Origin of the sequence: Egicoccus sp. AB-alg2 (assembly GCF_041821065.1) — a bacterium.
GTDB lineage: Bacteria > Actinomycetota > Nitriliruptoria > Nitriliruptorales > Nitriliruptoraceae > Egicoccus.
Window position 1 is genome coordinate 72,483 of the sequence record NZ_JBGUAX010000010.1, and the last position, 22,467, is coordinate 94,949.

The following is a 22,467-nucleotide window of genomic DNA, read 5'->3' on the forward strand; positions in this document are numbered from 1 at the left end:
CCGCAGCTCAGGCCAACGCGGAGTCGGATACCAGCTCGGCTTCCTCGTAGGGCAGGACGTCGACGAAGCCGAGACCCGCGTACAGGCGGTGCGCCGCCGTGTTGTCGGCCGCGACGTTGAGTCCGACGGTGTCGACCTGGGCGAGCAGGCGCCGGCACAACGTCGCGGTCACCCGGCGTCCGAGCCCGCGGCCACGGTGGCCGGCGGCCGTCAACACGTTGCCCAGGGCGGCGACGCCGTTGACCCGGTCGACGACGTGCACGCCGGCCGAGGCGACGATCCGGTCGCCGTCGCGCAGGCCGACGTAGCAGCCGGTGTCCACCAGCGCGTCGTGGAAGAACGTGCCGGGCGTCGCGTCGGTGGCGTACAGGGTGCGCAGCGCCGGCAGGTCGTCGCGGCCGAGCACGTCCACCTCGACGTCGGCCGCCGGGAGCCGGTCGAGGTGGCGGAGGGCCATCTTGACGTAGTCGGTGGACCAGCGCGGCCGTCGGACGCCGCGCAGACGCGCGGTCAGCCCACGCGGGCCCGTGACGACGTAGTGGTCGGCCAGCACGCCCGCCGCCTGCAGCTCGGCGAGCAGATCCAGCGTCGCGGCCGGGTCGCGGGCGGCGACGGCGTAGACGACCGGAACGTGCGAGCCCGGCAGGTCGATGCGACCGGCCACGGCGTCGCCCGCCACCCACCAGCGCGAGACGTCCCACAGTTGCTGGACGTCGGCGATGCCGTAGGGGTGGACGTCGCGGTCACGCGCGAAGACGTCCAGGACGAGCCGGGGATCCTCCACGGGCGCGAGCGGGCGGTCACGCGCCGGTCGGCGACCGGCACGCGACGGCGGAGGCTCGGGAGGAGAGGTCGTCACGGCGGTCGTGGGGTCGCGGCGGCCGGCAGCGTAGACCGGGTCGGCCCCGCGGGGATCCACGCACCAAGGGGGAAGGGGCGCAGAGAGGAGCGGGGGCCGCCGAGTGGCGGCCCCGCAGCCGTCGCCGGTCGGTGCTGCTAGTGGGCCATCTGCGCGAGCGCCTCGTCGTCGAGGTTGGCGATGGAACGCGTGTCCTGGAAGGCTCGGATGCCGTGGATGCCCTGCTCCCGGCCGAACCCGGACTGCTTCATCCCGCCGAACGGTGCCCGCAGGTCGAGGCGCGTGGCACCGTGGTCGTTCACCCACACGTAGCCGCAGACGAGCTGCTTGGCGATGCGCGAGGCCGTCTCCGGGTCGGCGGTCCACACCGAGCCGCACAGGCCACCCCACGTGTCGTTGGCCTCGGCGATCGCCTCGTCCTCGGTGTCGAACGGCATGATCGGGACCACCGGGCCGAACTGCTCCTCGGTGACCACCTTCAGCTTCGGGTCGGGGTCGACGACGATGGCGGGCCGGAGGAAGTTGCCGCCCTCGAGTTCCCCGCCGGGCAGCTCGCCGAACTCCAGCACCTGCGCCCCGGAGTCCTTGGCCTCCTGGATCAGCTCGGTGACGAACTCCTTCTGGGCGCGCTGGTGCAGGGGCCCCATGGTCGTGCCCTCGTCCAGACCGTAACCGAGCACGGTCTGCTCGAGCCGCTGCGACAGACCGTCCACCAGCTCCTCCAGACGGGAGCGGTGCACGTAGACCCGCTTGGCGTTCATGCAGATCTGGCCGGTGGTGTCGTAGATGGCGGCGAACAGCCGGTCGAGGTGGGTGTCGTCGAGAACGGCGTCCTCGCAGAAGATGGCGGCATCGTTGCCGCCGAGCTCCAGCGTCACGCGGGTCATGGTGCGCGACGCCATCTCCATCATCTTCTTGCCGCCGTTGACCGAGCCGGTGAAGCACACCTTGGCAACGTCGACGTTCTGGATGAGTCCGGCCATCTGCTCGTCGCGACCGGTGACCACGTTCAGCACGCCCGGCGGCAGCTTCTCCGCCACGCGCTGCACCAACCGTGACATCGCCAGCGGTGTCGACGGCGGCGGCTTGACGATGGCGGTGTTGCCGGCCAGCAGGGCGTGCGGCAGCGCGGCGCCGAGAATCGCGATCGGCCAGTTGAAGGGCACGATCACCGTGACGACACCCAGCGGCTGGTAGCCGATCTCGGTCGTCACCGGCAGACCGGGGGCGGGCTCGAGCACCGTGGTGGCCTCGACCTCGTCGGCGTGCTGGAGCGCCAGCTGCCACCGCAGTTCGAACACCAGCGCGTCGATCCACGCCTCCATGCGGATCTTGCCGTTCTCCTGGGACAGGATCGCCGCGTCCTCGTCACGGTCGTCGGCGATGCCGGCGATCGCCTCGCTCATCACCTGGGCGCGTTCCTGGGCCGACAGCGACGACCAGTCGTCGTACGCCGCCTTGGCGGCCGCGACTGCCTCGGCGACGTCGGCTTCGGACGCGGCGGCCGCCGTGCCGACGACGCGGTCGGGCTTGGCCGGGTCCATGACCTCCAGCACGTCCGAGGTCTCGCGGACCTGGCCGCCGATGTACAGGCCGGTCTTCACCGGCGCGTGCGAACTCTGATCGGACATCCCGTAGCTCCTTTGGGCGTGTTCCATCTTCCCGCAGGCTCCCGCCGGCGTTCCGGCTGGTGGTCGTCCGTCCGACACCGACCGCGTTGGTCGGCCCGCCTTCCACTCGAGGTAGCCACGTCCTCTCGAAGACCGTGTCGAGGTTCCACGTCCGCCCGTGGCAGTCGGTCGGCCCGGGACCGTCGGCACGTGCCGGCCCGCCGGTGGGTCCCTAGGCTCGGCGATGGTCGGTGGCCGAGGGCGCCGCCACGGACGGGGGAATGCCATGAAGGCCGTTCGGCTCCACGAGTACGAGCAGCAGCCGACCCTCGAGGACGTGCCGGAGCCGAAGGCCACCAGGCCCTTCGACGTCGTGGTGCGTATCGGCGGGGCAGGGCTGTGCCGCACCGACCTGCACATCATCGAGGGCCAGTGGGCGGCCAAGAGCAACGTGTCGCTGCCCTACACCCTCGGGCACGAGAACGCCGGCTGGATCCACGAGGTCGGCGCCGCCGTCGAGCACCTGCAGCCGGGTGACGCCGTGATCCTCCACCCGCTGGTGACCTGCGGCTTCTGCCGCGCCTGTCGGGCCGGCGACGACGTCCACTGCCAGCACAGCGACTTCCCGGGCATCGACGTCGACGGCGGCATGGCCGAGTTCCTCGTCACCTCGGCCCGGTCGGTTGTCAAGCTCGCGCCGGGCGTGGAACCGGCCGACGTGGCGGCGCTCGCCGACGCCGGGCTCACGGCCTACCACGCGGTCAAGAAGGCGACCCCACTGCTGTTCGCCGGCAGCACCTGCGTGGTCGTCGGCGCCGGTGGGCTGGGCCACATCGGCGTGCAGTGCCTGCGGGCGATGTCGGCCACCCGGATCGTCGTGCTGGACGCCAACGAGCAGGCGCTGGCCATGACGCCCGACTGGGGCGCCGACGAGACCGTGCTCGTCGACGGCGACCACGTCGAGAAGGTCCTGGAGATGACCGACGGCGCCGGCGCCGAGGTGGTGCTGGACTTCGTCGGCGAGCAGGGGGCGCAGCAGGACGCCTGGGAGATGACCCGGCGGGCCGGCAGCGATTTCGTGATCGGTTACGGGGGCACGATCGAGGTCCCCGCCATCGACGTCATCTCGACCGAGAGAAACGTCGTGGGCAACCTCGTCGGTTCCTACAACGACCTCGTCGAACTCATGGCGCTGAACGCGGACGGCAAGGTGACCCTGCACACGAGCACCTACCCGCTGGATGCCGTGGCGGACGCGATCGCCGACCTGGATGCCGGACGCCTGCGCGGCCGCGGCATCCTGGTCCCATGACCCCTCCTGCCGCCGCCTCGTCGACGCTGGAGGCTCCGAGGCTGGCCGGGCTCGGACTCACGCTCCGGCCGGCCCACGAGGCGGATCCGGCCCGCGTGCTGGCCTTCGAACGCGACAACCGGACGCACTTCCGGACGTGGGTGCCCGATCGTGGCGACGCCTACTTCCACCTCGACGCGGTGGCGGCGTCCCTGGTGAACGCCTGCGGCTGGTGGGATGCGGGCACCGATCGGCTGCTGCTCGTGTACGCCGGAGCCGAGGTCGTGGGGCGGGTCAACCTCGTCGACATCGCCGAGGGACGGGCGGAGCTCGGCTACCGCGTGGGTCACGACCACCAGGGACGCGGGATCGCGACGGCGGCCGTCACGGACGTGCTGTCGCTCGCGCCGGACTGGAGGATCGTCGAGGTGCGGGCGCACGCACGGGTGGACAACCCCGGGACGGCGCGGGTCCTGGAGCGCTGCGGATTCACCCACGTCGTCCGACGGCGTGACGCCCTGGAGTTCGACGGGCTCACCGTTGACGCGGACGCGTGGATGCGCGCAGCGATCTCCCGGACGTCGCCTGGAACCTGATGGCCAGCTGAGACAGCCTTTTGGGAATGAGAACAGTTCCTATTAGGATCCGCCGCTCGATCACGAGCGGAGGAACGCGGGATGGGCTGGCGAGAGGCGACTGCCGGTGTGTTGGGAACCGCGCTGCTGTTCGGGTGCAGCGGCGGCGGCGAGGTCACGCCCTCGGACGCGACGGCCGAGTCGACAGCATTGCAAGGCGGCACACCGGACGGCCCGCTGCGTGTCGTCGGGCCCTTCGAACTGCACAGCATCGACCCGTCGACCGCCGGGGGGTTCTTCACCCGCCTGGAAGTGGCCGAGACGTTGGTCGAGGCGGACACCCAGGGGGAACTACAGCCGGGCCTGGCCACCGAGTGGGAGGTCGAGAGCGACGGCCTCTCGTGGCGCTTCGCGCTCCGGGAGGACGCGGTCTTCCACGACGGCACGGCCGTGGAGGCGCCGGCCGTCGCAGCGGCGCTCGACCACGTGCGCGCGAAGCCGGACAGCCCGCTGTCGGCCGTGCCGGTCGACGCGGTGACCGCCGACGACGATGCCGTCGTGGTCACGCTGACAGAGCCGTTCGCGCCGCTGCCCGCCGTGCTGGCCCACACGAGCACGCAGATCCTCGCTCCTGCGTCCTACGACAGCGGCGGCGAGGTGACCTCGATCATCGGCACCGGACCCTACGAGGTCGCGACCATCCGGCAGCCCGATCGCATCGAGGTGGTGGCCTCCGACATCTGGACCGGGACGCCGCCCGCGATCGAGGAGATCCACTACGAGGCGGTCGGCCGCGCGGAGAGGCGCGCGCTGATGGCCGAGAGTGGTCAGGCACACGTCACGTTCGGCATGGACCCGGTCAGTCGCCAGCGCATCGGCGAGGACGCGGACGTGGAGCTGGTCTCCGTCACACTGCCACGGACCATCCAGTTCAAGCTGGACGCCGCGCACCCCTTCCTCGACGACGTCGAGGTACGGCAGGCGCTCAGCCTCGCCCTGGACCGGACGGGCATGGCGACGGCCCTGCTGCGCGACCCGGAGATGGCGGCGACCCAGCTGTTCCCACCGACGCTGGAGGAGTGGCACCAGGACGGCCTGGCCGCGTTCGAGCACGACCCCTCCCGGGCGCGACAGCTGCTCGCCGAACTCGGATGGCAGCCCGGGCCGGACGGCACGCTGGTTCGCGACGGTGAACGCTTCGAGCTGACGCTGCGCACGTTCACCGATCGGCCGGAGCTGCCGCCGCTCGCCACAGCCATCCAGGCCGCGCTCGCGGAGATCGGGATCGACCTCGAGGTGAGCATCGGCAACTCGAGCGACATCCCGGCCGGCCATCAGGACGGCTCGCTGGAGCTGGGGCTCTACGCCCGCAATTTCGCGCTGGTGCCCGACCCGCTCGTGACCCTGATCGACGACTTCGGTCCCGAAGGTGCCGACTGGGGCGCGATGAACTGGAGTGATGAGCAGCTGACCGAGACGCTGACGGCCATGGCGGCCGACGCCGACGTCGCCTCGCAGCCCCAGCGGCGCGGTGAGGTTGCGCAGATCCTTCACGACGAACTCCCGGTCGTCCCGGTCGCCTGGTACCGGCAGAGCGCGGTCGTCGACCAGCGGCTCGACGGGTTCGAACTCGACCCGTTGGAGCGCAACTGGTTGTTGTCGCAGCTGCGCTGGCGCGACTGACGTGGCTGGCCATCCGACCCTGCTGGCCGCACTGCGGATCGTGCGACGGCGGCTGGTGCAGGCCGTTTCGGTGGTCGCGTTCGTCGCCACGCTGAGCTTCGTGATCGTGCAGACCCTGCCCGGTGACATCGCGTTCCGGATCGCGGCCGGCCGCTACGGCTACGACCAGGTGACGGCCGCCACCGCGGACGCCCTGCGGGCCGAGCTCGGCCTCGACCAGCCCGTCTGGCGTCAGCTGCTGCAATGGTGGGGCGACGTGCTGCGGCTGGACCTGGGCTCGTCGCTGGTGACCGCCCGCCCCGTCACCGACGAGCTGTCGCTGTATCTCGGCGCGACCCTGCAGTTGACGGCCGTGGCGCTCGCGCTCGCGTTCGTCGTCGGCGCCGGGCTGGGGGCGGCCGCGCAACTGCGGTCCGGCGGTCTGCTGGATCGAGCGACCACGCTGTGGATCGCGCTCAGCCGGGCCATGCCGCCGTTCCTGCTCGGTCTGCTGCTCATCATCGTCTTCTCCGTGCAGCTCGGCTGGCTGCCCGCGACCGGCCACGGCCAGGTGCGAAACGTCGTATTGCCCGCCGCCACCCTGGCGGTCGGCCTGTCCGGCTTGTTCGCGCGGGTCACACGCGACACCGTGGCGCAACTGCAGGACGCAGCCTTCGTCGCCTTCGCCCGCACCAAGGGGCTGTCCGACGGCACGGTCCTGTCCCGCCATGTCGCGCGAAACGCCGGCGTCACGCTGGTCGCCTACCTCGGCGCGCAGGCGCTCGTCCTGATCGAGGGTGTGCTGGTGGTGGAGTTGGTGTTCGCCTGGCCCGGTCTCGGGCACGCGCTGGTCCACGCCGTGTTCTGGCGGGACATCCCCATGATCCAGGGCACCACGATGGCGCTCGGGCTGGTCGTGGTCGCGATCAATCTCGTCGTCGACCTCGCGGCGCTCGCCCTGGACCCGCGCCCCCGCACCCGCGAGGTGGTGGCGTGATGGCGCGCCTGCTTCGCGCACGGGTTGCCGACGGCGAGGCCGTCGTGCCGGGCCTGGACGCGCCGCGTACCCGGTGGGCACTCGCCTTGCTCGGCCTGCTGGCCCTGTTCGCGTTGCTCGGGCCGGTCGTGTGGGGCGACCCCATCGGCCAGGACCTGTCCAGGTTCCTGCAGGCGCCGAGCCTCGCCGAGCCGCTCGGGCACGACCACCTCGGCCGCAGCGTGACCGCCCGCCTCGCCGCCGCCACCAGGTTGTCGGTCGTCCTGGCGCTGGCGTGCGTGACGACGGCACTGGTGGTGGGCGGGCTGACCGGGGTGCTGGCCGCCTGGCGCGGTGGCTGGGTCGACGGGGTGCTGCACGGGCTCTCCGAGGCCATGGTCGCCCTTCCGGCCCTGCTGCTCGTCCTCGTCTTCGCCGCCATGGCCGACGGCGGCCTGTGGACCCTCTACCTCGGGCTGGCGCTGGCCCAGTGGGTCGAGTACTTCCGGGTGGTTCGTGCGCGCGCGGGGCTCGTCCTGGCCGGGCCGGCCGTGGAGGCCGCGGACCTGCTGCGTCTCGGGGCCGGCCACGTCCTGGCGCGCCACCTGTGGCCGGACCTGCGGCCCGTGCTGGTCACCATGGCCACCTTCGGGCTCGGAACCTCGATCCTGGCGCTGTCGACCCTGGGATTCGTCGGCGTCGGCGTCCGCCCGCCGACCCCGGAGCTCGGGCTGATGATCACCGAGGCGTTCCCGCTCTACGACGAGGCGCCGTGGTTGTCCGCGGCGCCGGTCGCCGTCCTCGCCCTGCTCGTGCTCGGTCTGCTCGGCCTGCGACCCACCGGAGCCCGTCGATGACCGGAGCCCCTCGATGACCCTGCACGTGCACCAACTGCGGGTGGACCACGGCCGTCACCGACTGGTCGACGTCGCCGACGTGCGGCTCCACGCCGGTCGCGCCGTCACGATCGTCGGCGAGAGCGGGTCGGGCAAGTCGCTGCTGGCTCACGCGCTCATGGGCACGTTGCCGCCCGAGCTGCGCCCGTCTGGGACGCTGCAGATCGAGGGTGTTCGTCATGACGCCGACGACGGACGTGGCCGTCGGCGGCTGTGGGGGCGCACGCTCGCGTTGCTGCCGCAGGAGCCGATGCTGGCGCTGGACCCCACCATGCGCGTGGGCCGGCAGGTCGCCGAGGGCGTGCCCGGGTTCCGGCGTGACCGTGGCGGTGCACGTGCACGTGCCGCGACGGCGCTGGCCGGCGTGGGACTGCCCGCGGTCGGTGACACGTATCCGCATCGGCTCTCGGGCGGCATGGCGCAGCGCGTCGCCTACGCCGCCGCGACGGTCGGTGGCGCGCCGGTGCTCCTGGCGGACGAACCGTCCAAGGGGCTCGACGAGCGCGCGCGCGTCAACCTGGCGGCGCTCCTGCGTGGGCACGTCACACGTGGTGGGATGCTGCTGACGATCACCCACGACCTCGACCTCGCGCGGGCCCTGGGCGGCGAGGTGCTCGTGATGCGTCGGGCCGAGATCGTCGAGCGGGGGCCGGTCGAGGAGGTGCTGTCCGCTCCGGACCATGCCTACACACGCGCGCTGCTGGCAGCGGAGCCGCGCCACTGGGACGAGCCGTGGATGCGTGCCGGCTCGTCGGCCCCGCGAGAGGGTGAGGCGCTGGTCGTGGCCGAGGGGATCACCAAGGCCTACGGCACGCGGACGCTCTTCGAGGATCTCGCGGTGACCCTGCAGGCCGGGCAGCGGGTGGCGATCGCCGGCCCGAGCGGCGTCGGCAAGACCACCCTCGGCAACGTGCTGCTGCGCCTGCTGCCGGCCGACGACGGCGCGGTCCGCCACACCGAGCACCTGCCGACCGGGGCCGTGCAGAAGCTGTACCAGGACCCGGCGCTCGCCTTTCCCGCCCGCGTCCCGCTCGCCGTCTCCCTCGGCGACGTCCTGCGCCGCCACCGCCTCCGACCGGCACGGCTGAGCGAGCTGGTTCAGGAGCTGGGCCTGGACGAAGGACTGCTCGCGCGCCGTCCTGGGCAGGTCTCGGGCGGTGAACTGCAGCGGCTGGCCATCATCCGGGCCATGCTCGTCGACCCGCGCCTGCTGTTCGCGGACGAGCCGACGTCGCGCCTCGACCTGGTCAGCCAGCAGCAGACGGTCCGGGCGCTGATGTCGCAGATCGACGGGTCCGGTTGCGCACTGCTGCTGGTCACCCACGACGCATCGCTGGCGACAGCCGTGGCCGACCGCCAGGTCCACCTCGGCCAGCCGACGCAGCTGTCAGCCATCGCCGAGCCCTGAGCGGCCCCAGGGCCAGGTCGGGGTCTCGCCGACGACGCTCGCAAGAACCTCCGCGGCGGCCGCCGGCCGCAGCGTCTCCGCCGGCCGCCGGTCGTCGACGGCGCGGGGGGCCCGCGGTCAGCGTGCCCGTCTCGTCGAGGGCGACGGTGTCCACGCCGGCCAGTGCCTCGACCGCGACGGCACCGCGCAGCAGGAGGCCGTGACGCCCCGCTGTGGCGATGGAGGCCACGAGGGGCGGCATGGTGGCCAGCACCACAGCGCACGGCGAGAGAGCTGCGGAGCGACGCCGGACGCTATCCGAGGAGCATGCCGGGAGCCTGCCCGGAAACCGATGTCACGATGTCGCTCGGAAGCCGCGCGCGACGCGAAGTGGAGGACGGCGACGAGATAGGTCGCGGGCAGCGGCGTCCCGGACGCGTCCATCGTTGCGGCGCGTGCCCAGTCCTCCACGACGTCGAGGCGGACACGTGGCCAGCGGTCACCGAACGCGCGCGCGAGGCGTTGGACGGGGCCCGATGTCGCCTCGAAGAACGTGAAGGCGGCCGGCGGAGGGGAAGGCCAGCGGCAGCTGCTGCTCGTGAACCTCGACGCGCCGGACCGGGAGGCCCTAGGCGAGTGCGGTGAGCTGGCCCCGGTCGGCGAACGGACTGGGATCGCGCAGGGGTGCGACGTCGGCGTCGTGCGCATTCACCACCTGCATCATGCGGAAGAAGATCGACCGCTCGCTCCACGCGGTCGTGGCCACGCGACCGCCGGGTCGGCACACCCGCACGAGTTCGGCGAGAGCACGGGCCGGGTCGTCGGCGAGGAATGCCGCGAAGACGGACAGCACGTCGTCGAAGGACGCATCCGGCCATGGGATGGCGAGGAGATCGGCCTCGCGGAACTCGACGCGGACGCCGGCGTCCTTCGCGCGCTGCCGCGCCTGCGCGAGCAGGGCCGGCGTCAGGTCGAAGGCGCTGACCTGCGCGCCCGCTCGCGCGGCGGCGAGCGCGGCGTTCCCGGTGCCCGTCCCGGCGTCCAGCACCCGTCGGCCGGCGAGCCGCATCGTCGACGACCGCTGCGCGGCCGGCGCGAACCGCTCGCCGATGCTCGCGTAGTCGCCCTCGGTCCACAGTTGCCGCAGCGCCTCGGTCCGTTCGTCGGGTGACATGCGTATCGCTCCTGAGCCGATGGTGACGTCGACGAGGGCGGGCCGGCCTTCGAGCGGCATCCACGGCCGCCGAGGCGTGCCAGACCCCGGCGGTCAGCCGTCCGCGGTCGGGGGTCGGTGGCTCTCAGGCATGCACGGCATGATCGTGGACGTCCCCGGAGTGATCATGCACGTAGCCGTCGGACGCGACGTTCCACGCGGGCAGCGGGTCGGGAAGCTGCCGCCAGGCGTCGGGCCCGGCGGCGAACTCCCGGTCGTCCAGCAGCGCGGGGTCCAGGGCGGCGTGGACCGCGTGCGGGTCGAGATCCTGCCCGATGAAGACGAGTTCCTGGCGGCGGTCACCTACCGTCTCGTCCCAGATCCTGGCCAGGGATCGTTCCTCGTCCGCGTCGAGGTCCCACTCGTCACGCGGGGTGTCGGCCAGCCACCAGCCGGCCGGCTCCAGCCGCAACCACGGTCCGGCCTGCGACCACGTGCCGCAGACGTCCGGGCGGCTGGCCAGCCACACGGCACCCTTGGAGCGCAGGACACCGTCGAGTCCGTCCGTCGCAGCCGCCAGGCGCTGCGGATGGAACGGGCGCCGGGCCCGGTAGACGAAGCTCGAGATGCCGTACTCCTCGGTTTCGGGCACGTGGTCGAAGCCCTCGAGCTCACGCAACCAGCCGGGCAGCAGCGCCGCCGCCTCGATGTCGAAGCGGCCGGTGCCGACCACCTCGTGGGGATCGACCCGGCCGTGGACGGCCCGCAGCTGCCGTGCCTGCGGGTTCAGGACGCGCAGGGCCGCCTCCACCTGGCGGGTGCGGTCCTCGCCGGCCAGGTCGGTCTTGTTGACGACCAGCACGTCGGCGAATTCGACCTGGTCGATGAGCAGGTTGGACAGCGCACGGTCGTCCCCCGGTGCGGCCGCCAGCTCGCGGTCGCCGAGCAGGTCCTCCTGGCCGACCTCATCGAGGAAGGTCGAGGCGTCGACGACGGAGACCATGGTGTCCAGTTCGGCCAGGTGCGCGAGGCTGGTCCCGTCGACGTCCTCGAACGCGAAGGTGACGGCGACCGGCAGAGGCTCGGAGATGCCCGTCGACTCGATCAGCAGATAGTCGAAGCGTCCCTCGCGGGCGAGCTCGGCGACCTCGACGAGCAGGTCCTCGCGCAGGGTGCAGCAGATGCAGCCGTTCGACATCTCGACGAGCTGCTCGTCGACCCGGTCCAACTGGACCTCGCCGCGGACCAGCTCGACGTCGATGTTGAGCTCGCTCATGTCGTTGACGATCACGGCGACCTTCATGCCCGCCCGGTTGTGCAACAGGTGGGTCAGCAGCGAGGTCTTGCCCGCGCCCAGGAACCCGGACAGCACGGTCACCGGCAGGCGGCCGGGTGGTGTGCTGCCGGGAGGCAGCTCAGCCACGGTCGTAGCGGCGGTTGAAGCGTTCGACCCGTCCTGCGGTGTCCACGATCAGCTGCTTGCCGGTGTAGAAGGGGTGGCTGGCCGAGGAGATCTCGACGTCGACCACCGGGTAGGTGTTGCCGTCCTCCCACTCGATCGTCTGGTCGCTGGTCATCGTCGAACGGGTCAGGAAGGCGAAGTCGGCGCCGCGGTCGCGGAACACGACCGGCTCATAGCGGGGGTGGATGTCTCGCTTCATGAAGGTTCCTCCGAGACGGTGCGTAGCAGCTCGGTCTCGTCACCGAGCCAGGGGGACAGCGGGTCGGACCAGGTCCGCCACACGTCCGGTCCGTCGGCAAGCTCGGCGTCGGTCAACAGGCAGGCGTCGAGCAGCGGGACGACTTCGTCGAGGTCGCGGTCGAGCGTGGTGAGCACGAGATCCTGCGCGCGGTCGCCGTAGTAGGGGTCCCAGCGCCGGTCGGCCACCTCGCGCCGCGCCGGGTGGGCGGGGCCGTGGTCGTCGACGGCGTCCAGCCAGGCGTCGACGGCGCCGAGCTCGTAGCTGCCGCCGCAGGCGTCGAGCTCCAGCACGGTGCCGGGCCTCGTCGCGACCCACAGCCACCCGCACGCCCGGGCCAGGCCGTCCAGGTCGTCGCTCTCGAGCAGGGCGAGCAGCCGCTGTGGGTGCAGTGGTCGACGACGGTGCCAGCAGCGCTGTTCGACCCCGTCGCGACGTACGGATCCGCGGCAGCCGGGCACGCCCGCCTGCAACCGGGCCAGGAAGGTGGCGTGGTCGTGCCGGGCTACGCCTGGCCAGATGGGATCGTCGACCGCGCGCTGCGGCACCCCACCCGAGAGGGCGTCGACCAGCGCGAGGGCCCGGTCGTCGGCACCGTCGTGGAGCACCACGTCGGCGTGCGCGAGGTGGCGAGCGGCGACCTCGGCGACGGTGCGTGGGTCGTCGCCGAGGTCCTCGATGCTCGACAACAGCTCCGGCGCGTGCAGGCGAGCCTCCAACAGCCGGACGTCCAGGGCCGCCGCGATCGCCGAGACGTGAGCGGCGCCCGCGTCGACGAGCGCGGTGGCCACGTTGGCCGGTTCCACCGGCGGAGGCAGGGCCAGCAGGACCCGCCGTCCCGCGAGACCGCGCAGCGCCTCCTCGGCGTCGTCACGCAGCAGACACGACAGGCAGCAGCGCTCGTCGACCGACCGACTGATCTCCTCGGCGCCCGACCGGTGCTCGCTCCGTCGACGCATGCGTCCGTCGAGGTGAAGGGTCGTCAGCTCGTGGCGCACGACGACCAGCGTGTCGTCGCCGGCGTGGGCGGCGGCGATGGCGCGCTCCCGCAGCAGCGGATCGAGCGAGGCGAGCAGGGTGACGGTTGGAAGCAGCATGCGGCCAACGGTAACCTTTCTGGGAATCATTCTCAAATCAGGAGGCCGTATGTCCCGACGTTGCATGCTCACCGGCGCCCAACCGCGATTCGGCAAGCAGGTCTCTCACTCCCACCGTCGTTCCGCCCGCAGATTCGACCCGAACATCCAGTCCAAGCGGTACTGGCTCGCCTCCGAGGGGCGCTACGTCAAGCTGCAGCTGTCGACGAAGGCGATAAAGACGATCGACCGCATCGGTGTGGAGGCGGCGGTGGCGCGCATCCGGGCCCGCGGGGAGGACGTCTGATGGCGAAGCGAGACGTCAAGCGCCCGGTCATCACCCTGCGCTCGACCGAGGGCACGGGCAGCACCTACACGACCACGAAGAATCGGCAGAACCAGCGCGAACGGCTGGAACTGTGGAAGTACGACCCGAAGCTGCGGCGCAAGGCCCTGTTCCGCGAAACCCGTTGAGGCGAGTGCGGGCATCGGCCGGCCCAGCCGCAGGGGTCGATCCAGCCCGCAGCGATCGCTGGGCTGTTCAGCCCGCCGTGAGCTCGGCGAGGGTGTCGGCCGTGCGGGTGGCGCTGTCGTCGCTCCAGCGCAGCGCGAAGGTCCGGTTCGCGACGTCGACGGTGAGTTCGGCGAGGTCGTCGCCGTGACGCCACCGCATGGCCAGTTCCGCGCCGCCACCGTCGAGCAGCTCCCACGTGCCGCCGAACGCGGGGTGGGAGTTGCGCAGACGGATGGCCTGGCACAGTGCGGCCACGACGGGCCGCTGCAGGTCCCGCTCGACCTCGTCGCGGGTGTAGTGGTGGCGGTTGATGTCCCGGCCGACCCCGGTGCGGTGCAGCAGGTCGAGGTCGTTGTGCCCGGCCAGGAGGCCGACGTAGTAGACCTGCGGCACGCCGGGCAGGAAGAACTGCACCAGCCGGGCCACGAGGTAGGCGTCGTCGTCGCGGCCGAGCGCGTCGTAGAACGTGCAGTTCACCTGGTAGAGGTCGACGTTGGAGGCCGCCGCGCCGGTCGCCTGCCGGCTGGCACCGCCGCTGTGGTCGTGGATGCCCTCGACCAGTTCGTCGAGCTCGGCCGGGGTGAGTAGCCCTGCCCGGGTCGGGTCCTGCTGGTCCGGGCCGACGTCGATGACGCCGATGCCGTCGTGGGTGTCCAACACCGTGACGGCGTTGCGGGGCCGCTCGCGGCACCAGCGGCGCAGTCGGTCGGCGTCGCCGGTGTAGAGCGCGTGCAGCACCAGGGGCGGCAGCGCGAAGTCGTAGACCCAGTCGACGTGCTGGGCGATCTGCACCTGTGTGCGCCAGTACGAGTGGATCTCGACCAACACCTCGAGGCCCCGCTGGCGGGCACGGGCGGCCAGGTCGTCGATGAACGCGAACGTCTCCGGCGTCATGAACGAGGAGGTTCCCGGGGTCTTGACCGCGTAGCCGACCGCGTCCAGTCGCAGCATCGTGATGCCGTGGGCCGCGAACCGGTCGAGGATCTCGTCGTGGTAGGCCCGCGTGGTCGGCGCCGAGACGTCCACGTCCATCTGCGCGGACGTGAACGTGGTCCAGAACAGGCGCTTGGTGCGGTCGGCCAGCGTGACGGTCGTGAACGGCAACCCCGGGCGGGGGCGGTAGAGCCGGAGCAGCTCGGCCTCGGTGACCCCGTCGGGGAAGACGCGGTCCATCGTCAGGAACATCGACGCGTGCGGCGAGGCGGCGCCGTTGGCCAGCACGTCACGGAACTGCGGCGAGTCCGAGGACACGTGGTTGACGATCAGGTCGGCCATGATCGGCGCGAGCGTGCCGACCGCCTCCACGTCTGCCCAGCTCCCGAGCCGCGGGTCCACCTCGCGGTGGTCGACCGGGTCGAAGCCCGCGTCGGCGCCGTCGATCGGGTCGTAGAACGGCAGCAGGTGCACGCCGCCGAACAGGCCCTTCAGGGGACCGCTCAGCAGGTCGCGGAGGCCGGCGAGGTCGCCCGCCAGCCGGTCCACGTAGGTGATCAGTTGCACGTCGCGGCGCACGTGACCTCGATTGCCTCGGCGGAGGGCGCCAGGGGTGGCAGGGGACAGGGGTGACAGCCTAGAGAGCGCCGGCAGTAGGCTCGGGGCCACGGAAGGTCCGATGTGAGCGCGCTGTTCGAGGAGCTGGCGTCGAACGAGACGCCGATCGGCACGATCGCGCTGCGGCGCCGTCGCGAGCTCACCCTCGACGTGGACGTCTACGAGGTCAAGCTCGACCACGAGTACCTCATGTCGAGCCTCTTCACCGTCGCCGAGGTCGAGCTCGCCCGCCTCGGGCTGGCCGCCACGGCCGGGGACGACCTCGAGGTTGCGGTCGGTGGCCTGGGGCTCGGCTACACCGCCCGGGCCGCGCTCGACGATGCGCGGGTGCGGTCGCTGGTGGTCGTCGAGGCCCTGCCCGAGGTCATCGACTGGCACGAACGGCAGCTGCTGCCCGACGTCGCGGGTCTGGCCACCGACCCGCGCGTGCGGCTGGTCCACGGGGACTTCTTCGCGCTGGCTGCCGACGCGGGCGGTCTCGACCCGGCCGTGCCCGGTCGCCGGTTCCACGCGATCCTGCTCGACATCGACCACTCACCGCGGCACGTGCTGCACCCCAGCCACGCGCCGTTCTACGGCGCGTCTGGCCTGCAGTCGCTGCGCCGTCACCTGCATCCCGGCGGGACCTTCGCGCTCTGGTCCGACGACCCGGTCGACGAGGCGTTCGTGGCGGAACTCCGCAGCGTGTTCGATCAGGCCGACGCGCACGTCGTGCGCTTCCCCAACCCGCTCACGGGTGGCGAGTCGGCCAACACCGTCTACGTGGCTGGCTGAGCTCCGCCGCGCGCCGACGCCGCTCAGGCTCCGGGCTCGCCAGGGGTGTCGCCGGCCCTCACCTCCTCACGCCCCCGCCAGATCCCCGGACCCCGATGACCCCGAGGTGGAGGACCGCGACGCCGAGCGCGTCGACGGCGGCTCCGGCGATCTCGACACCGCGCTGGACGGACATCCCACTCCCTCGGGCCTGCTGCCGAGGATGCGCGAACCGTCGCGGCCAGGCGATGACACCCGTCCGGGTAGCCGCGCGAGCCGCGTGCCTTCCCTTGGCCCCTCGCTCGACGTGACCGTCGGCTCTGGTGGGGGTCCGACCCGGTGGGATGATCCGGAGGGTCGTGGTCACGGCACGTCGCGTGACAGGAGGCGAGCATGCGCATCCCGGACGAGCAGCGTGGGCCGCACCGCGGCGAGGCGCACGCGGGGTCGGTCGCCTCGCGTCTCAACTGGCTGCGTGCCGCGGTGCTGGGCGCGAACGACGGAATCATCTCGACGGCCGGGCTGGTGGTCGGTGTCGCGGCTGCGACCACCGACGCCGGCGCGATCGCCACCGCCGGCATCGCCGGCCTCACGGCTGGTGCCGTGTCCATGGCGCTCGGGGAGTACGTCTCGGTCAGCAGCCAGCGGGACACCGAGCGGGCGCTGATCGCCAAGGAGCGGGACGAGCTGTCGTCCCTACCCGACGAGGAGCTCACGGAGCTCGTCGGGCTGCTCGAGGCACGCGGACTGTCGTCTGGCACCGCGTTGCTGGTCGCGGACGAGCTCACCCGGAGCGACGCGCTCGGGGCGCACCTGACCTTCGAGCTCGGGATCGACCAGGAGCACCTCGCCAACCCATGGGCCGCCGCCGGGTCGTCCGCCGCGGCGTTCGCCGTCGGCGCGGTCCTGCCGCTGGTGGCGATCCTGCTCCCGCCCGCGGCCGTCCGGATCCCCGTCGCGTTCGTCGCGGTCATCGTGGCGTTGGCGCTGACCGGCCTGCTGAGTGCCCACCTCGGCGGAGCTGCCAAGGGTGTGGCGGTGGTCCGCCTGCTGGTGGGCGGGGCGCTGGCGATGGCGGTGACCTTCGCGATCGGTCACCTGCTCGGCGTGGCCGTCGGCTGAGCCGACTCTGTCACGGTCCGGACCCCGGTTCGCCCCCTGGGCCGGGGCGGCTCGCGCTACGGGCGAACGACGGCTCGCGGTTCCGCGCGAACGACGCCCACGGTGCCGCGCACGGCCCCCGAGCCCATGCCCGTCGCTAGCGTCTTCAGCCGGCGAACATCGGGTATCGCCGCGGAGCACGACGAGGAGAACCGACCGTGACCGTGCCCCCGACCGACCGTACGGCAGCGCCGACCAAGATTCTCCTGGACGAGAGCGAGCTGCCGACCCACTGGTACAACGTCGTCGCCGACCTCCCTGAGCCGCCGCCACCGCCGCTGCACCCCGGTACCCACGAGCCGATCGGTCCGGAAGCGCTCGCGCCCCTGTTCCCGATGGCGCTCATCCAGCAGGAGGTGACGACCGAGCGGTACGTGGCGATCCCGCAGGCGGTGCGCGACGTCTACGCCCTGTGGCGACCCGCGCCGCTGTACCGCGCCAAGCGGCTCGAGGCGCACCTCGACACTCCGGCGCGCATCTACTTCAAGTACGAGGGCGTGTCGCCGGCCGGGTCGCACAAGCCCAACACCGCCGTCCCGCAGGCCTACTACAACGCGCAGGAAGGCGTGACCCGCCTCGCCACGGAGACCGGTGCCGGCCAGTGGGGCTCCGCGCTCGCCTTCGCCACCGCCCAGTTCGGCCTCCAGTGCGAGGTCTGGCAGGTCGCGGCGTCGTTCCAGCAGAAGCCCTACCGCGCATCGATGATGCGGACCTGGGGCGCGACCGTGCACAGCTCCCCGTCGGAGCTCACCGAGGCGGGACGTGCCATCCTCGCGAGCGACCCGGACTCGCCCGGCTCGCTCGGCATCGCGATCTCCGAGGCCGTCGAGGTGGCGGCCGGGCGCGAGGACACCAAGTACGCCCTCGGCAGCGTGCTCAACCACGTGCTGCTGCACCAGACCGTGATCGGCGAGGAGGCACTGCTGCAGCTCGCGAAGGTCGGCGAGACGCCGGACCTGATCGTCGGCTGCACCGGCGGCGGCTCGAACTTCGCGGGCCTGTTCTTCCCGTTCCTGCGGGAGAAGCTGGCCGGCAACATGGAGCCACGCATCCTCGCGGTCGAGCCGGCCGCCTGTCCGTCGTTCACCAAGGGCGAGTACCGCTACGACTTCGGTGACGTCGCGGGCATGACCCCGCTCATGAAGATGCACACGCTCGGTCACGACTTCGTGCCCGACCCGATCCACGCCGGTGGGCTGCGCTACCACGGCATGTCGCCGCTGCTGTCGCACATGTACGAGCTCGGCATGTTCGAGGCAGACGCGATCGACCAGATCGCGTGCTTCGATGCGGCGGTCACCTTCGCCCGTACCCAGGGCATCGTGCCCGCACCGGAGCCGACCCATGCGATCGCGGCGGCGATCCGCGAGGCCGAGGTGTGCCGCGAAACCGGCGAGGAGAAGGTCATCCTGACCGCACTGTGCGGCCACGGGCACTTCGACATGGCCGCCTACGACGCCTACTTCGCCGGGAAGCTGCGCGACTTCGACTATCCGGCGGACAAGGTCGCGGAGGCCATGCAGCGAGTACCCGTCGTCGGCGCCTGACCGGCGGTCGTGCGCGACGGCGGACGCCGCTCGTCAGGCGCCGATGGCGAGGTCCCGGCGGCGGAACAGCGCGAACCCGGCTGCGCTCAGCGCCGCCGCCACCGCGAGCAGCACGCCCACCGGCAGCCATGCCATCGGCGCGGCCGGCACGAGCGGGACGTGCGTGAACGGTGAGACGTTGAGCACCCACTGCGGCAGGTCGAGGACCGCGCCGAGCTGTCCGAGCACCAGGCTGAGCGTGAGCGCCCCCCAGCCGATCGTGACGGCCCAGCGCGGTGCCAGCGCGAACGCCAGCACCACCCCGCCGCCGAGCGCCAGCGCCGCCGGCAGCTGGACGAGGGCGGCGGAGCCCAACCCGCGGACGCCCACGGCGAAGTCGCCGGTCACGAATCCGTAGGTCACCGCCGCCGACAGTCCCGCCAGCACGAAGATGGCGACGGTGCCGGCCGCGGCGAACACCACGTGCCCACCGAGCCAGCGCGAGCGGGACACGGGTGTCGCCAGCAACGGCTCGAGCCGGCCGGCGATCTCCTCGTTGCGGGCACGCAACAACGTCTGCACCGTGAACCCGGCGGCGCCGACCCCGACGAACGCCATCATGAAGGCGAAGAACGCGTCGCGCAGCCCCCCGTCGGACGTCAGGGACGCCAGCGCCTCCTGCAGCTGCTCGTTCTCGGTGAGGATGTCGTCGGCGGCGTCGCCGACGGACCCGAAGGCGACCGCGACGACGGCGATCCCGACCGCCCACGCCAGCAGCGACCCGCGGTGCAGCCGCCACGCCAGCGCCATCGGACTGTCGAGGCCGTCGGCGCGGGCAGGGCCGGTCGGCACGGGCAGCATCCCGTGCCCGACGTCGCGGTGCTCGGTCAGCACGAACGCGACCGCCACCAGCACGACCGTCAGCCCGGCGAACAGCGCGAACACCTCGAGGTTGTCCTGATGGAAGGGCCGCACCTGTTGGCCCCAGCCGATCGGCGACAGCCACGACGGCCAGGCGCTGACGAGTTCGACCTCGCTGGCGGCGACCTCGCCGAACAGGTCGCCGATCGCGCGGAGCAGGAACGCCGCACCGATGGCCGCGCCGACGATGCCGTTGGCGGCCCGTTGCGTGCTGGCGACCTGCGCCGCCACCGCCGCGATCGCCGCGAAGGTCATCCCGACGCCGGCGAACGCGAGCCCGCTGGCCACCGACCCGCGCACCGGCAGGTCGTAGGCGAGCAGCACCCCCGTCATCCCGGCGGCGAGCACCAGGTTGGCGAGGAGCACCACCGACAGCGCCGCGGTGAGCCGGGCGTGGTGGCCGACCACGGCGGAGCCGAGCAGCTCCGCCCGGCCGGTCTCCTCGTCGTGCCGGGTGTGGCGGACGACCGCCTGCCCGCTCATCAGGCCGATCAGGATCGCGAGGATCCCGAACGACTCCACCATGGTCATCGCACCGAGCGAGGTGCCCGACGCCGGCCCGTCGAAAACGCGGGTGGCGGGCGTGGCGGCGCCGAACATCGCGGCGGCGATGCGGTCCTGCTGGGAGGCGTACAGGGCGGTGATGGTCGAGGCGATGCCGGCGAGCAGCGCGACCAGCACACCGATCCAGACCGGCAGCAGGATCCGGTCGCGCCGGAGCGCGAGGCGGAACAGCCGGGGTGTGCCGACCAGGGCGGACCAGCGCCCGGCGCCGCCGCGACGACCGCGTTCGGGCGACGTCGTCGTGGCCGGCCGGTCGACGGCACGGGTCGTGCTCACGACGCACCACCTGCCTCGACCTGCACGCCATCGAGGTCGTCGCCGTAGTGGCGCAGGAACAGCTCCTCCAGGGTCGGCGGGTGGCTGACCAGCGCCTGCACTCCCGCGGCCGCCAGTCGGGCGACGGCGTCGTCGAGGTCGTCGGACTCCACCTCGAAGCGCACGTGCCGGCCGACCTCGTCGAGCCGCTCCAGGGCGTGGATGCCGGCGATGCGCTCGAGGCCCTCTGCGGGCCGGGCGGTCTCCGCGATCACCGAGGTACGGGTCAGGTGGCGCAGCTCGGCGAGCGTGCCCGACTCCACGATGCGGCCCTCGCGAATGATCGAGATGCGGTCGCACAGCGCCTCGGCCTCGGCCAGGATGTGGCTCGACAGCAGCACGGTGCGGCCCTCGGCCTTGACCTCGCGCACGACGTCCTGGAACACCGACTCCATCAACGGGTCGAGTCCGGAGGTCGGCTCGTCGAGGACGAACAGTTCCACGTCGGAGGCGAACCCGGCCACGATGGCGACCTTCTGCCGGTTGCCCTTCGAGTAGGTGCTACAGCGTTTGGTCGGGTCGAGCTGGAACCGCTCGACCAGCTCGTCGCGGCGGCGGCGGTCGCTGTGGCCGCGCAGGTCGGCGAGCAGGTCGATGGCCTCGCCACCCGACAGGTTCGGCCACAGGTGCACGTCACCGGGGACGTACGCGAGGCGGCGGTGCAGTGCGACCGCGTCGCGCCATGGGTCGCCGCCGAGCAGCGTCACGTCGCCCGCGTCCTTTCGTAGCAGGCCGAGCAGGATGCGGATCGTCGTGGACTTGCCGGCGCCGTTGGGGCCGAGGAAGCCGTGGACCTCGCCGGTCGCCACGTCGAGGTCGACGCCGTCGAGGGCACGGGTGGGGCCGAAGGTCTTGACCAGGTCTCGGGTGGTGATGGCATCCATGCCGGTCCCGTCGTCGTCGAGCGGTGTGCTGATAGTGACTGTCAAGAGACGGTAACTCGCACTGACAGTCGCGGTCAAGTGGTTGTCACTCGCAGATGGCCGCTACGCTCGCCCTCACTCTCGACGGCCCCGCCCGCCCGGGCCAGGGGCGAAGCGCCCTGGCCGAACCCGTCGACACGACACCATCAGGAACGCCACGTGCCGAGCGACGCCGCTGCCGACCTGCCGCCCCACGTCGCCGGTCTCGGCCTGCGTGAGCGCAAGCGCCTGGCCGCCATGCGGCGCATCCAGGAGGTCGCCATCGACCTGTTCGAGGTCGACGGCTACGACGCCGTCACGATCGAGCGCATCGCTGCCCAGGCCGAGGTGTCGCCCTCGTCGGTCTACCGCTACTTCGGTTCGAAGGAGGGCGTGCTGCTCTGGGACGAGTACGACCCGGTGGGGCTGCAACAGGCGGCGCAGCGCATGGCCGACGAGCCACCGCTCGACGCCATCCGCGAGGTGTTCCGCACGCTGGTCGTCGAGGCGGTCGAGCGCGACGCCGAACACCTGCAGCGACGCGTGCGGCTGACGATGCGCGAGCCCGCGGTGAAGGCGGCCTCGGTGCTGCAGACGCACCAGCTCGGGGACCAGATCGCCGCCATGCTCGCGGCCGCGCGTGGCGGCGAGGTCGACGACCTCGAGATCCAGGTGTTCGCGCACGCGCTGGTCGGGGCACTGCTCGGCGCGATCGAGCACTGGTACGCGAGCGATTTCACGACGTCGTTGCCGGACGCCCTCGACCTGGTGTTCGCACGCTTCGAGACCGGGTTCCCGGCGCTGACCTGAGGGCGGCGACGCGCCGGGGTCGGACGCACCGCGGCCGTGGCGAAGGCCCCGACGTGGCCGCGCGGGCCTGGCTGGCCGTCGACCCGGAAAACGCGAAATCGGGCTCCCGGAAGTGTCCAGGGAGCCCGATTCGTGGGGTGGTCAGGGGCGGGGTCGAACCGCCGACACCACGATTTTCAGTCGTGTGCTCTACCAACTGAGCTACCTGACCAGGTGCCGCACGAGGCTAGAGCCTGACGGCACGCCGCGCATCCTCGGCACGGCC

21 protein-coding genes and 1 tRNA gene are annotated in these 22,467 nt (G+C 72.1%); 12 read left to right on the forward strand and 10 right to left on the reverse strand.

All coding sequences use genetic code 11. The annotated features are described in order from the left end of the window. Positions 1-7: 7 nt before the first annotated feature. Complete coding sequence (locus ACERM0_RS19060; protein ID WP_373680220.1) at positions 8-784, reverse strand: GNAT family N-acetyltransferase; 777 nt, start codon at positions 782-784, stop codon at positions 8-10. Positions 785-996: 212 nt separating this feature from the next. Beyond that, on the reverse strand, positions 997-2,490 hold the full coding sequence (locus tag ACERM0_RS19065; RefSeq protein WP_373680221.1) for an aldehyde dehydrogenase family protein: 1,494 nt from the start codon (positions 2,488-2,490) through the stop codon (positions 997-999). 265 nt (positions 2,491-2,755) lie between these two features. Between ACERM0_RS19065 and ACERM0_RS19070 the strand changes: the two genes are divergently transcribed. The 6 genes from ACERM0_RS19070 to ACERM0_RS19095 all read left to right on the forward strand — a co-directional run bounded on the left by ACERM0_RS19070 (position 2,756) and on the right by ACERM0_RS19095 (position 9,277). Continuing rightward, positions 2,756-3,781 (forward strand): NAD(P)-dependent alcohol dehydrogenase, encoded by a 1,026-nt coding sequence (locus tag ACERM0_RS19070; RefSeq protein ID WP_373680222.1) that lies wholly within the window; start codon positions 2,756-2,758, stop codon positions 3,779-3,781. Then, positions 3,778-4,356 carry a GNAT family N-acetyltransferase gene (locus ACERM0_RS19075; RefSeq protein WP_373680223.1) on the forward strand — a complete coding sequence of 193 codons (579 nt, stop codon included), beginning with the start codon at positions 3,778-3,780 and terminating at the stop codon, positions 4,354-4,356. The genes ACERM0_RS19070 and ACERM0_RS19075 overlap by 4 nt, the downstream gene beginning before the upstream one ends. A gap of 81 nt (positions 4,357-4,437) precedes the next feature. Beyond that, positions 4,438-6,018, forward strand: coding sequence for an ABC transporter substrate-binding protein (locus ACERM0_RS19080; protein ID WP_373680224.1), 1,581 nt, complete (start codon positions 4,438-4,440; stop codon positions 6,016-6,018). A gap of 1 nt (position 6,019) precedes the next feature. Further along, positions 6,020-6,994, forward strand: coding sequence for an ABC transporter permease (locus ACERM0_RS19085; protein ID WP_373680225.1), 975 nt, complete (start codon positions 6,020-6,022; stop codon positions 6,992-6,994). Next, positions 6,994-7,830 (forward strand): ABC transporter permease, encoded by an 837-nt coding sequence (locus ACERM0_RS19090; RefSeq protein ID WP_373680226.1) that lies wholly within the window; start codon positions 6,994-6,996, stop codon positions 7,828-7,830. Before ACERM0_RS19085 ends, ACERM0_RS19090 begins: the two co-directional genes overlap by 1 nt. A 13-nt stretch (positions 7,831-7,843) precedes the next feature. Beyond that, on the forward strand, positions 7,844-9,277 hold the full coding sequence (locus ACERM0_RS19095) for an ABC transporter ATP-binding protein (RefSeq protein ID WP_373680227.1): 1,434 nt from the start codon (positions 7,844-7,846) through the stop codon (positions 9,275-9,277). A 607-nt stretch (positions 9,278-9,884) separates the two neighbouring features. Here ACERM0_RS19095 and ACERM0_RS19100 read toward each other — a convergent pair. The 4 genes from ACERM0_RS19100 to ACERM0_RS19115 form a co-directional block, all read right to left on the reverse strand. Continuing rightward, entirely contained in the window at positions 9,885-10,430 is a 546-nt protein-coding gene (locus tag ACERM0_RS19100) for a class I SAM-dependent methyltransferase (protein ID WP_373680228.1), read from the reverse strand. A 124-nt stretch (positions 10,431-10,554) separates the two neighbouring features. Beyond that, complete coding sequence (locus ACERM0_RS19105; protein WP_373680229.1) at positions 10,555-11,832, reverse strand: GTP-binding protein; 1,278 nt, start codon at positions 11,830-11,832, stop codon at positions 10,555-10,557. Then, positions 11,825-12,070 (reverse strand): type B 50S ribosomal protein L31, encoded by a 246-nt coding sequence (locus ACERM0_RS19110; RefSeq protein WP_373680230.1) that lies wholly within the window; start codon positions 12,068-12,070, stop codon positions 11,825-11,827. The genes ACERM0_RS19105 and ACERM0_RS19110 overlap by 8 nt, the downstream gene beginning before the upstream one ends. Continuing rightward, positions 12,067-13,206: a GTP-binding protein gene (locus ACERM0_RS19115; RefSeq protein WP_373680231.1), complete on the reverse strand. Its 1,140-nt coding sequence runs from the start codon at positions 13,204-13,206 to the stop codon at positions 12,067-12,069. Before ACERM0_RS19115 ends, ACERM0_RS19110 begins: the two co-directional genes overlap by 4 nt. Before the next feature lie 49 nt (positions 13,207-13,255). Between ACERM0_RS19115 and rpmB the strand changes: the two genes are divergently transcribed. Together rpmB and rpmG are read left to right on the forward strand one after the other, a co-directional pair. Then, on the forward strand, positions 13,256-13,492 hold the full coding sequence (gene rpmB, locus ACERM0_RS19120; RefSeq protein ID WP_373680232.1) for a 50S ribosomal protein L28: 237 nt from the start codon (positions 13,256-13,258) through the stop codon (positions 13,490-13,492). After that, positions 13,492-13,659 carry a 50S ribosomal protein L33 gene (gene rpmG / locus ACERM0_RS19125; protein WP_373680233.1) on the forward strand — a complete coding sequence of 56 codons (168 nt, stop codon included), beginning with the start codon at positions 13,492-13,494 and terminating at the stop codon, positions 13,657-13,659. The genes rpmB and rpmG overlap by 1 nt, the downstream gene beginning before the upstream one ends. Before the next feature lie 67 nt (positions 13,660-13,726). Here the strand turns inward: rpmG and gtfA are convergent, their stop codons facing one another. Beyond that, a complete protein-coding gene (gtfA, locus tag ACERM0_RS19130) occupies positions 13,727-15,211 on the reverse strand; it encodes a sucrose phosphorylase (RefSeq protein WP_373680234.1) in 1,485 nt (494 codons plus the stop codon). A gap of 102 nt (positions 15,212-15,313) precedes the next feature. Between gtfA and ACERM0_RS19135 the strand changes: the two genes are divergently transcribed. From ACERM0_RS19135 to ACERM0_RS19145, 3 genes are all read left to right on the forward strand, one after another. Continuing rightward, positions 15,314-16,024 (forward strand): spermidine synthase, encoded by a 711-nt coding sequence (locus ACERM0_RS19135; protein WP_373680235.1) that lies wholly within the window; start codon positions 15,314-15,316, stop codon positions 16,022-16,024. A 372-nt stretch (positions 16,025-16,396) separates the two neighbouring features. After that, positions 16,397-17,125, forward strand: a complete 729-nt coding sequence (locus ACERM0_RS19140) for a VIT family protein (protein WP_373680236.1) — start codon at positions 16,397-16,399, stop codon at positions 17,123-17,125. 197 nt (positions 17,126-17,322) lie between these two features. Continuing rightward, on the forward strand, positions 17,323-18,711 hold the full coding sequence (locus tag ACERM0_RS19145; protein ID WP_373680237.1) for a TrpB-like pyridoxal phosphate-dependent enzyme: 1,389 nt from the start codon (positions 17,323-17,325) through the stop codon (positions 18,709-18,711). 33 nt (positions 18,712-18,744) lie between these two features. On the opposite strand, the gene ACERM0_RS19150 is transcribed toward ACERM0_RS19145, so the two are convergent. Both ACERM0_RS19150 and ACERM0_RS19155 read right to left on the reverse strand, forming a co-directional pair. After that, positions 18,745-20,451 carry an ABC transporter permease gene (locus ACERM0_RS19150; RefSeq protein ID WP_373680238.1) on the reverse strand — a complete coding sequence of 569 codons (1,707 nt, stop codon included), beginning with the start codon at positions 20,449-20,451 and terminating at the stop codon, positions 18,745-18,747. After that, on the reverse strand, positions 20,448-21,374 hold the full coding sequence (locus tag ACERM0_RS19155) for an ATP-binding cassette domain-containing protein (RefSeq protein ID WP_373680239.1): 927 nt from the start codon (positions 21,372-21,374) through the stop codon (positions 20,448-20,450). The genes ACERM0_RS19150 and ACERM0_RS19155 overlap by 4 nt, the downstream gene beginning before the upstream one ends. Before the next feature lie 198 nt (positions 21,375-21,572). Here ACERM0_RS19155 and ACERM0_RS19160 point away from each other — a divergent pair, with 198 nt between their 5' ends. Further along, entirely contained in the window at positions 21,573-22,202 is a 630-nt protein-coding gene (locus tag ACERM0_RS19160) for a TetR family transcriptional regulator (RefSeq protein ID WP_373680240.1), read from the forward strand. Between the two features lie 138 nt (positions 22,203-22,340). Here ACERM0_RS19160 and ACERM0_RS19165 read toward each other — a convergent pair. Beyond that, positions 22,341-22,413: transfer RNA gene (locus ACERM0_RS19165), tRNA-Phe, on the reverse strand. Between the last annotated feature and the right edge of the window lie 54 nt (positions 22,414-22,467).

Coding starts and splice junctions, on each gene's coding strand:
- ACERM0_RS19065 (WP_373680221.1), bottom strand. CDS start 2,490: ATGTCCGATCAGAGTTCGCACGCGCCGGTGAAGACCGGCCTGTACATC.
- ACERM0_RS19070 (WP_373680222.1), top strand. CDS start 2,756: ATGAAGGCCGTTCGGCTCCACGAGTACGAGCAGCAGCCGACCCTCGAG.
- ACERM0_RS19075 (WP_373680223.1), top strand. CDS start 3,778: ATGACCCCTCCTGCCGCCGCCTCGTCGACGCTGGAGGCTCCGAGGCTG.
- ACERM0_RS19080 (WP_373680224.1), top strand. CDS start 4,438: ATGGGCTGGCGAGAGGCGACTGCCGGTGTGTTGGGAACCGCGCTGCTG.
- ACERM0_RS19090 (WP_373680226.1), top strand. CDS start 6,994: ATGGCGCGCCTGCTTCGCGCACGGGTTGCCGACGGCGAGGCCGTCGTG.
- ACERM0_RS19095 (WP_373680227.1), top strand. CDS start 7,844: ATGACCCTGCACGTGCACCAACTGCGGGTGGACCACGGCCGTCACCGA.
- ACERM0_RS19100 (WP_373680228.1), bottom strand. CDS start 10,430: ATGTCACCCGACGAACGGACCGAGGCGCTGCGGCAACTGTGGACCGAG.
- ACERM0_RS19110 (WP_373680230.1), bottom strand. CDS start 12,070: ATGAAGCGAGACATCCACCCCCGCTATGAGCCGGTCGTGTTCCGCGAC.
- ACERM0_RS19115 (WP_373680231.1), bottom strand. CDS start 13,206: ATGCTGCTTCCAACCGTCACCCTGCTCGCCTCGCTCGATCCGCTGCTG.
- rpmB (WP_373680232.1), top strand. CDS start 13,256: ATGTCCCGACGTTGCATGCTCACCGGCGCCCAACCGCGATTCGGCAAG.
- rpmG (WP_373680233.1), top strand. CDS start 13,492: ATGGCGAAGCGAGACGTCAAGCGCCCGGTCATCACCCTGCGCTCGACC.
- ACERM0_RS19140 (WP_373680236.1), top strand. CDS start 16,397: ATGCGCATCCCGGACGAGCAGCGTGGGCCGCACCGCGGCGAGGCGCAC.
- ACERM0_RS19155 (WP_373680239.1), bottom strand. CDS start 21,374: ATGGATGCCATCACCACCCGAGACCTGGTCAAGACCTTCGGCCCCACC.